12 protein-coding genes and 1 riboswitch are annotated in these 14071 nt (G+C 68.3%); of the genes, 10 read left to right on the plus strand and 2 right to left on the minus strand.

The genetic code is table 11. The features are described from left to right. The first annotated feature begins 129 nt into the window (after positions 1-129). From feoB to WAQ08_RS12540, 10 genes are all read left to right on the plus strand, one after another. Positions 130-2052: a ferrous iron transporter B gene (feoB, locus tag WAQ08_RS12495; protein ID WP_422191903.1), complete on the plus strand. Its 1923-nt coding sequence runs from the start codon at positions 130-132 to the stop codon at positions 2050-2052. A gap of 30 nt (positions 2053-2082) precedes the next feature. Beyond that, positions 2083-2313 carry a hypothetical protein gene (locus WAQ08_RS12500; protein WP_422191904.1) on the plus strand — a complete coding sequence of 77 codons (231 nt, stop codon included), beginning with the start codon at positions 2083-2085 and terminating at the stop codon, positions 2311-2313. Positions 2314-2404: 91 nt separating this feature from the next. Continuing rightward, positions 2405-2608: a hypothetical protein gene (locus tag WAQ08_RS12505; RefSeq protein WP_422191905.1), complete on the plus strand. Its 204-nt coding sequence runs from the start codon at positions 2405-2407 to the stop codon at positions 2606-2608. 35 nt (positions 2609-2643) lie between these two features. After that, positions 2644-2753: riboswitch (TPP riboswitch) on the plus strand. A gap of 169 nt (positions 2754-2922) precedes the next feature. Continuing rightward, complete coding sequence (gene thiC, locus WAQ08_RS12510) at positions 2923-4839, plus strand: phosphomethylpyrimidine synthase ThiC (protein ID WP_422191906.1); 1917 nt, start codon at positions 2923-2925, stop codon at positions 4837-4839. A 10-nt stretch (positions 4840-4849) separates the two neighbouring features. Next, positions 4850-5950 carry an FAD-dependent oxidoreductase gene (locus WAQ08_RS12515; RefSeq protein ID WP_422191907.1) on the plus strand — a complete coding sequence of 367 codons (1101 nt, stop codon included), beginning with the start codon at positions 4850-4852 and terminating at the stop codon, positions 5948-5950. A 24-nt stretch (positions 5951-5974) separates the two neighbouring features. Then, positions 5975-6280, plus strand: coding sequence for a sulfur carrier protein ThiS (gene thiS / locus WAQ08_RS12520; RefSeq protein WP_422191908.1), 306 nt, complete (start codon positions 5975-5977; stop codon positions 6278-6280). Positions 6281-6284: 4 nt separating this feature from the next. Beyond that, positions 6285-7109, plus strand: a complete 825-nt coding sequence (locus WAQ08_RS12525; RefSeq protein ID WP_422191909.1) for a thiazole synthase — start codon at positions 6285-6287, stop codon at positions 7107-7109. Positions 7110-7133: 24 nt separating this feature from the next. After that, positions 7134-8843 (plus strand): bifunctional hydroxymethylpyrimidine kinase/phosphomethylpyrimidine kinase, encoded by a 1710-nt coding sequence (locus tag WAQ08_RS12530; protein ID WP_422191910.1) that lies wholly within the window; start codon positions 7134-7136, stop codon positions 8841-8843. Between the two features lie 92 nt (positions 8844-8935). After that, on the plus strand, positions 8936-10810 hold the full coding sequence (locus WAQ08_RS12535; protein WP_422191911.1) for an ATP-binding protein: 1875 nt from the start codon (positions 8936-8938) through the stop codon (positions 10808-10810). Between the two features lie 102 nt (positions 10811-10912). Continuing rightward, entirely contained in the window at positions 10913-11089 is a 177-nt protein-coding gene (locus tag WAQ08_RS12540) for a hypothetical protein (RefSeq protein WP_422191912.1), read from the plus strand. Here WAQ08_RS12540 and WAQ08_RS12545 read toward each other — a convergent pair. Next, positions 11070-11540, minus strand: a complete 471-nt coding sequence (locus tag WAQ08_RS12545) for an AtaL-like protein (protein WP_422191913.1) — start codon at positions 11538-11540, stop codon at positions 11070-11072. The genes WAQ08_RS12540 and WAQ08_RS12545 overlap by 20 nt on opposite strands. A gap of 101 nt (positions 11541-11641) precedes the next feature. Next, on the minus strand, positions 11642-13855 hold the full coding sequence (locus WAQ08_RS12550; RefSeq protein ID WP_422191914.1) for a TonB-dependent receptor: 2214 nt from the start codon (positions 13853-13855) through the stop codon (positions 11642-11644). Positions 13856-14071 lie beyond the last annotated feature (216 nt).

The raw sequence follows: 14071 nt of genomic DNA on the forward strand, positions 1-14071 counted from the left end.
GTGCTGCGCCGCCCGCTGGCCGGCCGCGGCCCGCTGGCCGTGCGCGTGGGTGGCAGCACCTTCGCGATGCGTCCGCTCGAATCCTCCCTGATCGAAGTTCTCCCCGGCTGATCTCGGCCGCCGTCCCGCATGTCCACGCTGACCCAGGCCCCGGTGGCCTTGAAGTTCCCCACCCTGATCGCCTTGGTGGGCAACCCCAACTGCGGCAAGACCGCGCTGTTCAACCGCCTGACGGGCGCCCGCCAGAAGGTGGGCAACTACGCCGGCGTCACCGTCGAGCGCAAGGAAGGCTCCTTCATCAGCCCCGCCGGCCAGCCCTGGCGTGTGCTCGACCTGCCCGGTGCCTACAGCCTGCTGGCCGTCACGCCGGATGAAGCCGTCACCCGCGACGTGATCCTGGGCAATCAGGATGAAGAGAAAGCCCCGCGCGCCCTGGTGTGTGTGGCCGATGCCTCCAACCTGCGCCTGCACCTGCGCATGGTGCTCGAGCTCAAGACGCTGGGCGTGCCCATGCTGCTGGTGCTCAACATGATCGACCAGGCCGAGGACCGCGGCCTGCGCATCGACATCGACCGCCTGTCCAAGGAGTTGGAGATCCCGGTGGTCACCTCGGTGGCCGTGCGCAGCGGTGGCACCGATGCCCTGCTCAAGGCACTGGACGAATCCGGCTGGGCCCAACTGCCCCGCGACAAGGCGGGGGCGCCCAGCCATTCGGTCGCCTCGATCAAATCGCTGTCCGTGGAAGATACCCACCAGCGCGTGCTGGCCCTGCTCAGCACCTGCGTGAGCCATGTGCAAGGCCGTGGCGACGCGCCCGGCCACACGCTGACCGACCGCGTGGACCGCTTCGTGCTGCACCCCGTGTTCGGCCCGCTGATCCTGGCGGCGCTGATGTTCCTGGTGTTCCAGGCCGTGTTCAGCTGGGCCAGCGTGCCCATGGACCTGATCGACGCGGGCACCGCCACCCTGGGCGAGTTCGTCGGCGGGCTGATGTCCGAAGGCATGCTGCGCAGCCTGCTGGTCGATGGCGTGATCGCCGGGGCCGGCAGTGCCGTCATCTTCCTGCCGCAGATCATCATCCTCTTCGCCTTCATCCTGGTGCTGGAGGAGTCGGGCTACCTGCCACGCGCAGCCTTCCTGCTGGACCGGGTCATGGGCGGCGTGGGCCTGTCGGGCCGTGCCTTCATTCCGCTGCTGTCGAGCTTTGCCTGCGCCATCCCCGGCATCATGGCCACGCGCACCATGGGCCAGCCGCGCGACCGCCTGATCACCATCCTGATCGCCCCCTTGATGACCTGCTCGGCGCGCCTGCCCGTGTATGCGCTGCTGATCGCCGCCTTCATCCCGGATCAGACCGTGTGGGGCCTGTTCAACCTGCAGGGCCTGGTGCTGTTCGCGCTGTACATGTCCGGCATCGTGGCCGGCCTGATCGTGGCCTTCGTGCTCAAGCGCATCATGGGCCAGACCAGCGACCAGCCCCTGCTGATGGCCCTGCCCGACTACCACTGGCCTCACCTGCGCAACATCGCGCTGGGCCTGTGGGAGCGCGCCATGATCTTCCTCAAGCGCGTGGGCACCATCATCCTGGCGCTGATGATCGTGCTGTGGTTCCTGTCCACCTTCCCCGGGGCGCCTGAGGGTGCCACGCAGCCGGCCATCGACTACAGCTACGCCGGCCAACTCGGCAAGGCGCTGGAAGTGGTGCTCTCGCCCATCGGCTTCAACTGGCAGATCTGCATCGCGCTGGTGCCCGCCATGGCCGCCCGCGAGGTGGTCGTGAGCGCCCTGGGCACGGTGTACGCCCTGTCGCAGACGGGCGAGGCGCTCGACGGTGCCCTGGGCGCCGTGATCCACCAGCAATGGTCCCTGGCCACCGCGCTGTCGCTGTTGACCTGGTTCGTGTTCGCGCCGCACTGCCTGGCCACGCTCAGCGTGGTCAAACGTGAAACAAATGGTTGGAAGATCCCGCTGGTGATGGCCGCCTACCTGTTCGGCCTGGCCTACGCCTGCTCCTGGGTGCTCTACCGACTGACCCTGTACTTCACGGGCTGACGACAGCCCGCCCACCGACCGGAGGCCGCCATGAACCTGCCCTGGCAAGACATCATCACCTGGCTGATCGTGCTGGGCGCGGTGGCCTATCTGACGCGGCGCTGGTGGCCCGGTGCCAAGCGCAAGGCCGCCTGCCATGACAGCAGCGCCCCCGGGCCGGCCGCCGTCAAGACGACCGGCTGCTCGGGCTCGTGCGACGGCTGCGGCGCGGCCTCCATGCAATCTGCAAAAACACAAACCCACACAAACAAGGGTGCCTAACCCCCTTCTTCTGGGGATACGCAATCGGGTTAACCCTTCCTACACTGCCTTCATCGCCCTCGAAGGCAATGTCAGGAAATCAGGTTCCGCCATGCGTCCCTTGTTCGCCATCGCACCGCTCGCCTTGGCCCTGGCTCTGCTAGGTCCCTCGTCGCAAGCCTCCCAGACCGACCGGTCCTGGGCACAGACCGTCATGTCCTGGGTGTTCGACCAGGATGACGCCGGCCAGTCCACCAATGCCGCCAGCGACACGTCCGCCTCCTTCCGCTCGCTGAGCGACCGCATCGCCCGCTGAGCCCTTCCCATCCACCCCGGCTTGCGCTTACACTGCGCACTGCTCCGGGGTGTGCCTCACGACAGTGACGGCGCTGAGATGGATAACCGAACCCGTTGAACTTGATCCGGTTCATACCGGCGAAAGAAGAGCCGTCCTGTTGAGGCCCATGCCGTGGCCGCTGGCAGTGCAGCCCTTCATGCGTGCTGCGCTTTTCTTGCCAGCCTGCGCCTGAAGGACACCCGCACCCCGTTTGCCAGCGTTTCGCGCCCAAAGTCTCTCTCATGGGCCACTCCTGGAGCACGTGTCACCACACCTGCCCTGGAGAGTGCCCCATGAACGCCCCCGATCCCGCCGTCGCCCTGAACACGCTCAGCGAACTCACGCGCCTGACGCGCGAACCCCTGCCCGCTTCCCGCAAGGTGTACGTGCAGGGCAGCCATGAAGGCGTGCGCGTGCCCATGCGCGAGGTATCGCTCACCAATGGCGAGACGGTCACCCTGTACGACTGCTCCGGCCCCTACACCGACCCGAACGTGTCCATCGACGTGACGCGCGGCCTGCCCGCCGTGCGCGAGGCCGCCGTGCTGGCCCGTGGCGACACCGAAGCCTATGACGGCCGCGCCGTGCAGGCCGTGGACGATGGCCTCAAGCCCGACGAGCGCCACGACGAACGCATGGCCGCCCTGCGGCAGGCCGCATCCGCGCTGCAGCGCCCGCCACGCCGTGCCCTGCCAGGCCGCAACGTCACGCAGATGCACTACGCGCGCTTGGGGCTCATCACGCCCGAGATGGAGTTCATCGCCCTGCGCGAGAACCAGCGCCGCCTCGACCTGGCCGACGACTGGCGTGCGCGCTACGGCATGGACGCCGAGCGCGAGGCCCGTTTGCGCGGCAACAGCATGGGCGCCGCCATCCCGCGCGAGATCACGCCCGAGTTCGTGCGCGACGAAGTGGCCCGTGGCCGCGCCGTGATCCCCGCCAACATCAACCACACCGAGCTGGAGCCGATGATCATCGGCCGCAACTTCCTGGTGAAGGTCAACGCCAACATCGGCAACTCGGCAGTGACTTCCAGCATCGAGGAAGAGGTCGAGAAGATGGTGTGGTCCATCCGCTGGGGCGCCGACACGGTGATGGACCTGTCCACCGGCAAGCACATCCACACCACGCGCGACTGGATCGTGCGCAACAGCCCCGTGCCCATCGGCACCGTGCCCATCTACCAGGCACTCGAGAAGGTGAGCGGCGTGGCCGAGGACCTGACCTGGGCCATCTTCCGCGACACGCTGATCGAGCAGGCCGAGCAAGGGGTGGACTACTTCACCATCCACGCGGGCCTGCGCCTGCCCTTCATCCACCTGACGGCCAACCGGCGCACGGGCATCGTCTCACGCGGCGGCTCGATCCTGGCCAAGTGGTGCATCGCCCACCACAAAGAGAACTTCCTGTACACGCACTTCGAAGATATCTGCGAGGTCATGAAGGCCTACGACGTGACCTTCTCGCTGGGCGACGGCCTGCGCCCCGGATGCCTGAGCGACGCCAACGACGAGGCGCAGTTCGCCGAGCTGCGCACGCTGGGCGAGCTGACGCAGATCGCGTGGAAGCACGACGTGCAGACCATCATCGAAGGCCCCGGCCACGTGCCCATGCACCTGATCCAGGCCAACATGGACGAGCAGCTCAAGCACTGCCACGAGGCGCCCTTCTACACGCTGGGCCCGCTGACCATCGACATCGCGCCGGGCTACGACCACATCGCCAGTGCCATCGGCGCCGCGATGATCGGCTGGATGGGCACGGCCATGCTCTGCTACGTGACCCCCAAGGAGCATCTGGGCCTGCCCAACCGCGACGACGTGAAGCAAGGCCTGATCGCCTACAAGATCGCGGCGCACGCAGCCGACGTGGCCAAGGGGCACCCAGGCGCGCGGGCCCGCGACGACGCGCTGTCGCAAGCACGTTTCGATTTCCGCTGGCAGGACCAGTTCAACCTGGGGCTTGATCCGGAAACGGCCCGCGACTTCCACGACGAGACGCTGCCCAAGGACGCGGCCAAGGTGGCGCACTTCTGCTCAATGTGCGGGCCCAAGTTCTGCTCGATGAAGATCACGCAGGAGGTGCGCGAGTTCGCGGCCAAGCAGGGCGTGGGCGATGGCGATGCGATCGCGCAGGGCATGGCGCAGAAGTCCGCCGAGTTCAAGCAGGTGGGCGGCGAGATCTACATCCCCATCAAGGCCCAGGCCTGAGGCCCGCGCCATGAGCGGTTTGCACATCGGCATCGCAGGCGCCGGCCTGCTGGGCCGGCTGCTGGCGTGGACGCTGGCGCACCAGGGGCACCGCGTCAGCGTGTTCGATCCGGCCACCAGCCCGCAGCCGGCCTTCGATGGCCAAGGTGCCGCCGGCTTCACGGCCGCCGGCATGCTGAGCCCGCTGGCCGAACTGGAAACGGCCGAGCCGGAGGTGGCGGCGCGGGGTTGGGTGTCCATCGAGCGCTGGGCTGAGATCACCTCGGCCCTGGCAGCGCAGGGGCATGACGCGCCGTTCGCGCAACGCGGCAGCCTGATGGTGGCGCATGGCGCTGACCTGGGCGCTGCGCGGCGTGTGCTGGCTCGGCTGGAGGGCGCGGGGCTTCACGCATGTGCATCATCGCCACAAACGCTGGACACCCCGCAACTGCGCGCGCTGGAGCCCAGCCTGCACGGCAGCGCCGGCCCGCTGCACGCCTGGCTGCTGCCCGGCGAAGGCCACATCGACACCGTACGCACCTTGCAAGCCCTGCGTGACGATGCCCCCGGCGTGCAATGGCATTGGGCCAGCACCGTGAGCCGCATCGAAGCGCACACCCTGGCACTGGCCGACGGCAGCACACGCACCTTCGACGTGGTGGTAGATGTCCGTGGCCAGGGCGCCCGCCCCGATCTGCCCGTGCGCGGCGTGCGCGGCGAAACCGTGTGGCTGCATGTGCCCGGGCTCAACCTGCAGCGCCCCGTGCGCCTGCTGCACCCGCGCCACCGCGTCTACATCGTGCCCCGTGCCGATGACACCGTGCTGATCGGCGCCAGCGAGATCGAAAGCGAAGACCGATCGCCCGTGTCATTGCGTAGCGCCGTCGAATTGATGGCCGCCGCTCACAGCGTGGTGCCCGCGCTGGCCGAGGCCCGCATCCTGCGCATGGACCGCAACCTGCGCCCCGCTCTGCCCGATCACCGCCCCGTGATCGACACGCGCGACGGCCTGCTGCGCATCAACGGCCTGTACCGCCACGGCTGGCTGCTGGCGCCCTCACTGGTCGATGAGGCCTTGGCGCGCGCCGGCCTGAGCGAAGCACCATCAGCCCCGGCCGCGCACGCCCACTGACCCGACGTGACGGAGCTTCCCCACATGCACGACACCCCACACGCCTCCCTGGCCTCACTGGCTCCAACGGACGCCCTCGCCATCAACAGCGCCAGCCAGCCGCCCCTCGTCACCATCCGCACCGACCAGGGCCCATTGAGCCTGGTCCAAGGCAGCACGCTGGCCGAAGCGCTGGGCATCCTGCTCGCGGCACACGGTGTACAAGGCAAGCCCGCCGACAGCGTGGCCACCGCCGTCAACGGCCAGTTCGTGCCGCGCAACGCACGCGCCACCCACCTGCTGCACGACGGCGACGCCGTGCTGTGCTTTTCCCCCATCACCGGAGGCTGAGGACATGAGCACCACATCCCCATCGCCCCTGGACACCTGGCGCATCGGCGACACCGAACTGCACAGCCGCTTCCTGCTGGGCACCGCCGGCTACCCCTCGCCCGAGGTGCTACGCCAGGCCATCGAGGTCTCGGGCTCGCAGGTGCTCACGCTGGGCCTCAAGCGCACGCTGGCCGTGCCCGGCGCGGGCGGCGACAACGGCTTCGTGCAGATCATCCGCGACACCGCCAGCACGCTGGGGGTGCACCTGCTGCCCAACACCGCCGGCTGCCGCAGCGCGCACGAGGCCATCACTCTGGCCCACATGGCGCGCGAACTGCTGGGCACACACTGGCTCAAGCTGGAGGTGGTGGGCGACGAGCAGACCCTGCAGCCCGATCCCTTCGAATTGGTCGAGGCCGCACGCCAGTTGGTGCGCGATGGCTTCGAGGTGCTGCCCTACTGCACGGATGACCTGGTCAGCGCGCAACGCCTGGTCGATGCCGGCTGCCGCATCCTGATGCCCTGGGCCGCACCCATCGGCTCGGGCCTGGGCCTGCTCAACCCCTGGGCCTTACGCACCCTGCGTGCCCGCCTGCCCGGCATCACACTGATCGTCGATGCCGGCCTGGGCGCGCCTTCGCACGCCACCGCCGCGATGGAGCTGGGCCTGGACGCCGTGCTGCTCAACTCCGCCGTGTCGCAGGCGCGTGATCCGGTCGGCATGGCCCGCGCCTTCCGCCACGCGGTGGAAGCCGGCCGCGCGGGCTTCACCGCCGGCCTGATGCCCACCAGCGACGTGGCCGTGGCCACCACGCCTGTTGGCGGCCACCCCTTCGTGCTGATCTGAGACTTGCCCCCAACCGCAGTCCCCATGCGCCACACCACCACACCGACCGACACCACCGCCCCACGCCCCCCCATCATCTGGAGCATCGCCGGCCTGGACACCGCCGGTGGGGCCGGTCTGAGCGCCGACCAACGCGCAGCGGATGCGCTCGGGGTGCACCTGTGCCCCGTGGTGGCCGCGATGACGGCCCAGCACTCCAAGGGCGTGCAGGCCGTGCAGCCCGTCACCCCCGCGTGGCTGGAGGCCCAGTTGCGCGCGCTCATGCAGGACATGCCCCCCGCCGTGATCAAGACCGGCCTGCTGGGCAGCCCGGAGCTGGTGCACACCGTGGCGCGCTGGGTGGACCGCCTGCGCGCCGACCACTCGGCGCCCCCCGTGGCCCTGGTGGTCGACCCGGTGCTGGGCGCCTCGGCCGGTGGCACCACCTTCGCCAGTGAGGCCATGCTCGATGCCTACCAGCGCCACCTGCTGCCCCGCGCCACCCTGCTCACGCCCAACCGCGCCGAAGCCCGCCGCCTGCTGGGCATCCCGCCCAGCCACGAAGGCCCGCGCGACGAGGTACCTGATCTGGCCGCCGCCCTGCGCCTGCTGGGCCCGGACAACGTGGCCATCACCGGCGGTGACGCGGCCAGCGGCGACACCCTGCACTGCCTGGACTGGATCGACACCGACCAGGCCCAGGGCTGGCTGTGCGCGCCCCGCGTGGACACGCCCCACCATCACGGCACCGGCTGCACCTTCGCCACCGGCGCCGCCGCCGCGCTGGCACTGGGCCACACGCCCGCCGATGCCCTGGTGCTGGCCAAGATGCTGACCCACCACGCCCTGAGCCACGGCCACGCGGCGGGGCAAGGCCCCGGCCCGGTGATCGCCCGCAGCGGTTTTGCCCAGGGGCCTGCGCATGGCGGCGCGCCCCTGCCCTGGCTGGGCCTGGGCCGTGAACTGCCCTGGCGCCTGCTGCACCAGGCGGGCGACACCGCACCGCTGTTCCAGCCGTTTACCCCGCCGGCCGACGGCCTCTACGGCATCGTCGACACCGGCGAGCGCATCGCCCAGGCCCTGGACGCCGGCCTGCGTTGCCTGCAACTGCGCCACAAGGCCCGGGACGGCCTGTCCGCACACCTGGCCCAGGCCCTCGGTGCGGCCACCACGCAGGCCGATGCCACCCTGTTCATCAACGACCACTGGCAGGACGCCCTGGCCGCCCTGCCCCCTGAGGCCCAGGCACAGCCCAACACCGCCCCCGCGCCAACACTGGGCGTCCATCTCGGCCAGGAAGACCTGCTAGCCCTGAGCCCCCCCGAGCGCCGCACCCTGCTCGCCGCCCGCCACCGCCTGATGCTGGGCCTGAGCTCGCACAGCCTGTGGGAGCTGGCCCGCGCGGTCGGCTGCGGCGCCAGCCTGATCGCCTGCGGGCCCGTGCAGCCCACCACCACCAAGGACATGCCCTGGCGCCCGCAGGGCGAGGACAACCTGCGCTGGTGGGTGGCCCACAGCCCCGTGCCCGTGGTGGCCATCGGCGGACTGCTCGCGCCGGACGATCTGCAGCGCTTCGCCGCCTGCGGCCCCGCCGCCCTGTGCGTGGTGCGCGCCCTGGACTGCGATGCCCACGCCCTGCGTTCCACCGTGCCCGTGCTGCGGCGGGCGGTACAGGCCGGCCGCACTGCCCCCCAGCAGCCCCCCGTGGACTTGGGCAATCCGGCCAATGTGACGCTGCCTCACCCTGTTCTCTGAAGGTCTGCGACAAAGCTGGCTTCTCAAGCTGAAGCCTTTCTGCTAGCTTGTCCGGATCGGGCGGCACCGCCCTTTTCAGGGACCACAACAACATGCAAGGGCTTCGCGAGGCGCAGGCATCCCCGGCACCTGCGCTGCGTCCGTGGCGCCTGTACCTGGGCCTGCTGGCACCGTCGCTGATCGTCGTGTGCACGGTCGCGCTGCTGGCCATCACCAGCGTGAAGGTGCTGGCTGCCGTGCGCGCCTACGTGAGCGGCGAGAGCCTGTGGTCCAAGGCCCGCCACGAGGCCGTGCAGCACCTGATGGACTACGCGCACACCCGCGATCCGCTGCGCTACGCCCACTACGAGAACATCCTGGTCGTTCCCCTGGGGGATCGCCAGGCCCGCCTTGAGATGGAGCGCCAGCACCCCGACATGGCCCGCATCCGCTCAGGCTTCATCCAGGGCGGCAACCACCCCGACGACATCGACGGCATGGTGGCGCTGTTCCGCAACCTGGGCGATCAGCCCCTGTTCAGCGATGCCCTGGCAGCCTGGGTGGAGGGCGATGCCCTGATCGACCGCCTGCGCGAAACCGCGCGCACCCTGAGGGTGCAGGTCGAACGTGGCGATCCGCCTGCCGAACTCACGCCCACCGTGATGGCGCTGCGCGACATCAACGACCAGCTCACGTACACCGAGAAGCGCTTTTCCACCAGCCTGGCCGAGGCCGCCCGCGTCACGGAATCCCTGCTGATGGGCGCCATCGTGCTCTCGGCCCTGCTGCTGTCGGCGATCAGCATCGGCGTGATGCGTCGGCTGCTGAGCCGGCAGTCGGCGCACCAGCAGGCGCTGCAGGCCGCCAACGAGCGCTGGCAACTGGCCGCCGCGGCCTCGGAAGTCGGCCTGTTCGAGATCGACATCGACCGCGACCTGATCCACATGGATGGCCGCGCCTCGTCCCTGTACGGCCTGGGCGATGAGGGCGCCACGCTGCCCCGGCCCCAGGTGCGGCAGATGGTCGATGCCCAGTACCGCGACACCCTGCGCCAGGGCATGAGCAATTCGGTGGCCCATGGCGTGGGCCTCAAGCAGCGCCACCTCACACACGGCGCCGACGGCATCGCACGCCTGCTGGAAACCACCGGCCAGATGGACCCTGCGGGCAGGGGCCATGGCCAGCGCATGGTGGGCGTGGTGCGCGACATCACCGCCGAGCAGGCCCAGGCCGACATGGCAGCCCAGCGCGATGCGGCCGAGCAGGTGGCCAGCGCCCAGCGCGCCTTCCTCTCGCGCCTGAGCCATGAGCTGCGCACCCCGCTCAACGCCATCCTGGGCTTTGCACAGCTGCTGCACCTGGACACGGGCCGCACGCTCAGCGCCACGCAGGCGCAGCAGGTGCAATGGATCCTCACCGCCGGCCAGCAGTTGCTGGCCCTGGTGGAGGATGTGCTGGACCTCACCAAGGTCGAGGCCGGCGAGATCCGCATGAGCCTGCAGCCCGTGCCCGTGGGCCCGGCCATGGGGGCCAGCCTGGCGCTGCTCGAAGGCGTGGCCACGCGGCACCAGGTCAGCTTCATCAACCGACTGCCCATGGATGCACTGCACGTACAGGCAGATCCGCACCGCCTGCAGCAGGTGTTCATGAACCTGCTGTCCAACGGCTGCAAGTACAACCGCCCGGGCGGCCACGTGACCATCGATGCGCATCAGGATGGTGCACAGATCGTCATCGAGATCGCCGACGACGGCATCGGCCTGTCGCCCGAGGAGGCCGCCCAGCTGTTCCAGCCCTTCAAGCGCGTGGCCTCGACCCCGCACGTCATCGAAGGCACCGGCCTGGGGCTCTACATCGTCAAACAACTGGTCGAGCGCATGGGCGGCCAGGTCAGCGTGGACAGCCAGCCCGGCCAGGGCGCCCGCTTCACGCTGCGCCTGCCGACCGCGGATACCTCCGGGCCCGTGTCGACGCCATCCATGGGTTAGCCCTGATTGTTCGTGCAGGGACAACCCTGAACCATAAGCCCATGGTTCACGAGGCAGCGGCCATGACCGCGCCCGACAAACTCCTCACCCCAGGAGACGTTCATGGTGACGAAACACCTGCCGTCCCACGCAAGGCGCGCCTTTCGCTGGCGCTTGCTGATTGCCATCCTTGGCCTGATCGTGCTCGATCACTTTTTCCTGGCGCCGGCGCATGCTGCGCATCCCGAGATGCTGGCAGGCCTCACGGGCGCCACGGGGATCACAGCCCCTCTTCGTTGAGCCACTGGCGCAAGGTGCGCACCATGTCGCGGTCGTTGTGCAGCCATGCGTTGTGGCGGTACTCGGCGTAGTACGCCTCTTCCGCGCTGGGCTCGCCCAAGGCTTCGTACACGAAGCGCAGCACCATGCGCCCGGCGGTCGGCTCCTCGACGGTGATCGTCAGGCGCACCGGGGTGGTATCGCCATGGGCCTCGGGCGTGAACTGGAGGCGCTGCATCGGCGTGGTTTCCACCTCGTCATGCAGCACGTGCGGCCCGAAATACACCTCGCGCTTGTACACGCCGGGCTCGGTCTCGCGCCATTCGCAGCGCTCCGGCCCCATCGGGAAACGCTGCGGCGTCTGCACGCGCTGCATCAGGCCGTGCCAGAGCTGCTCGCGGGTGAACAACGGGGCCATGGCGCCCACGGCGGTCGCGGGGGCATTGATTTCTATGAGGTGTTCGAAACGCATGTTCGCAGCTTAACGCCGCGGCCCCTGGTGACACGCGAACAGGGTCGCGGTCAGCCAGGGGCCGTGGAGGCCGCATGGGGCGGCCGGCGGCTGGGCTCAGATCAGAAATCGACGCTGGCGCTCAGTCCCAGGGTGCGGGGGTTGCCTAGCACCAGGTAGCCATTGCCGGGATAACCGCCCACCGAAGCCCAGTAGTCCCGATCAGCCAGATTGTCGATTCGCGCACGGAAGGTCCACGTGCTGCCAGCGATGTCCGTGATGTACCGCGCGCCCACATCCAGACGCGTCCAGCTGGGCACCTTGAGCGTATTGGCCTCGTCGGCGTAGCTGGCGCCGGTGTAGATCAGGCGTCCATCCAAGGTCAGCCCCCGGACACCAGGCACATCCCATTCAGCACCCAGGGTGGACTGGGCCTTGGGCACGCCGATCACGCGCTGCCCCTCCGTAGCGGCAGAACCCGTGTCCTTCTGCTTGGCATCCAGGAACGTGACACCGCCCAGCACCCGCAGGCCTGGTTGAGCCACCCCCTGGATATTGATCTCCAGGCCCTTGTGCTCGTCGTTGCCGTCATAGGTATAGCTGGCAAAGCGCAGCGCACCACGGGGCTTCTCTGTACTGAAAACGGCTGCGCTGACAGCCAGCCGGCCCATGTCGTACTTCAGGCCGATCTCTTTCTGACGCGACACGAAAGGAGCCAGGCTACGCCCCGGCGTGCTCGACGTGGAAGGTGCCGTATCGCCCTTGCTCAGCCCTTCGATGTAGTTGGCATAGCCAGCCAGTTTCGGGGTGAACTTGTAGACAACCGCCGCCGAAGGGCTGTTGCGCGACACTTCGTAGGGTGTCTCTGGCGTCAAGGTGTTGTAGGCAAAGTTCTCGACCTTGATGCGCTGATGACGCACCCCGACCGTCAGCAAGAGATCGTCATTGAGCATGGACAGCGTGTCGGCCACGGTGAAGCTGGTCAGCGTGGTCCGGGTGTTGAGGCGCGGATCAGCCAAGGTGTTGCCAACCCATGCCCCGCTGCTGTAGGCCGGTGCGTTCACATAGTCCACAGGGTTGAAGAGATTGGTCGCCAGCAGGTTGCCGGAGTCCATCACATAGGCGTTGTCCGTCTCTTGCTTGAATGTCCCGGCAGACAACACCCACTCATGGCCCACAGTCCCGGTGCGCAGCTTGCCGCGCACGCCGACCTCACCGGTCTGGATGCTGTCTGCGCGGGTATTGTCAAAGCGGTAGGTGGTCCCCGCACCGGTGGTGGCGTTGTTCACCGTGAGATTGGCCAGCGAGTTGGCTTCATCGGTCCGGCGCGCGCCGAATGCCAGCCAGGCCGTGACGTCTGGACGCACATCGAACTCCCCCCGGAAGGTGCCGAACAAGTCACGCTCGTTGGAATAACTCCAAGGCTGGGCAAAGTTGACCGTGTTGTCAGGTGCGGATGGGACCGATGTCACGGCACCCAGCGTCACACTCGGACGCGCCTCCTTGAGCTTGTTGTCTTGGTAGCCCAAATCTGCCGACAGGCGGACATCACGGCTGCGCCAATCGATACCCACGGCGGCAACGCCGAGATTGTTGTTCTCGTCATCGACACCCGTGCCGCCATCACGCACAACAGCGTTGAAGCGCACACCTGTGCTCTGGTCAGGTCCAAAGCGGCGAGATACATCCGCCGACAGGGTGCCCAGGCCTTCGCTGCTCACACCCAGCGTGACGCGATTGAGCGGCTCTTCAGCGGCACGCTTGGGCAGCAGGTTGATCGACCCACCCAAACCGCCACCACCGGGGCTCACACCGTTGAGGAAAGTCGAGGCACCGCGCAGAACCTCCACCCGCTCCATCAGTTCCGAGGCGATGTACTGGCGAGGCAAGAGGCCATACAAGCCGTTGTAGGCCACGTCGTCGGAGCTCAGGGTGAAGCCGCGGATGTAGTAGGCCTCCTGATAGTTGCCATAGCCACGCGCCAGTCGCACGGACGGATCGTTGATCAGCACTTCGCCCACGCTGCGCGCCTGCTTGTCCTGGATCAGTTCGTTGGTATAGGCCGTGATGCTGAACGGCGTGTCCATGTTGTCGCGGGTGCCGAGGATGCCGGCTCGGCCGCCACGGGCCACCTGGCCTCCTGCATAGGCAGGCGACAGCCCCTGGGCCGAGGCATCGGCGCTTGCACGCACGGTGACGGTGGGCAGGGCTTCAGCACTCTCAGCGGGCTGGGCACCGGCTTGGGCCGCCTCAGACTGGGCCATGGCGTGCTGGGCACACAAGGCGGCCAACAAGGCCACCGCCGTGGCCACGCCACTCGGTTGGAATCGGAACATGTTCAATGGGTTGGAAATGGGCAAGACATCGACCAGCGCCCGTCCACACCCTGCCGAACGGCGGCAGAGCACAAGGCGGATGCATTGATCACGAACGAGCCCGCGTCACGAAAGACCAGACCCACGCCTCGGCTATTGAATGAGAATTGATATCATTTTAACAGTCAGCAAACCGGGCAGGCAACCCACCTCCCGTTAACTGCGTCGCACGTCAGC

This window comes from Aquabacterium sp., assembly GCF_049274795.1.
GTDB lineage: Bacteria > Pseudomonadota > Gammaproteobacteria > Burkholderiales > Burkholderiaceae_C > Aquabacterium.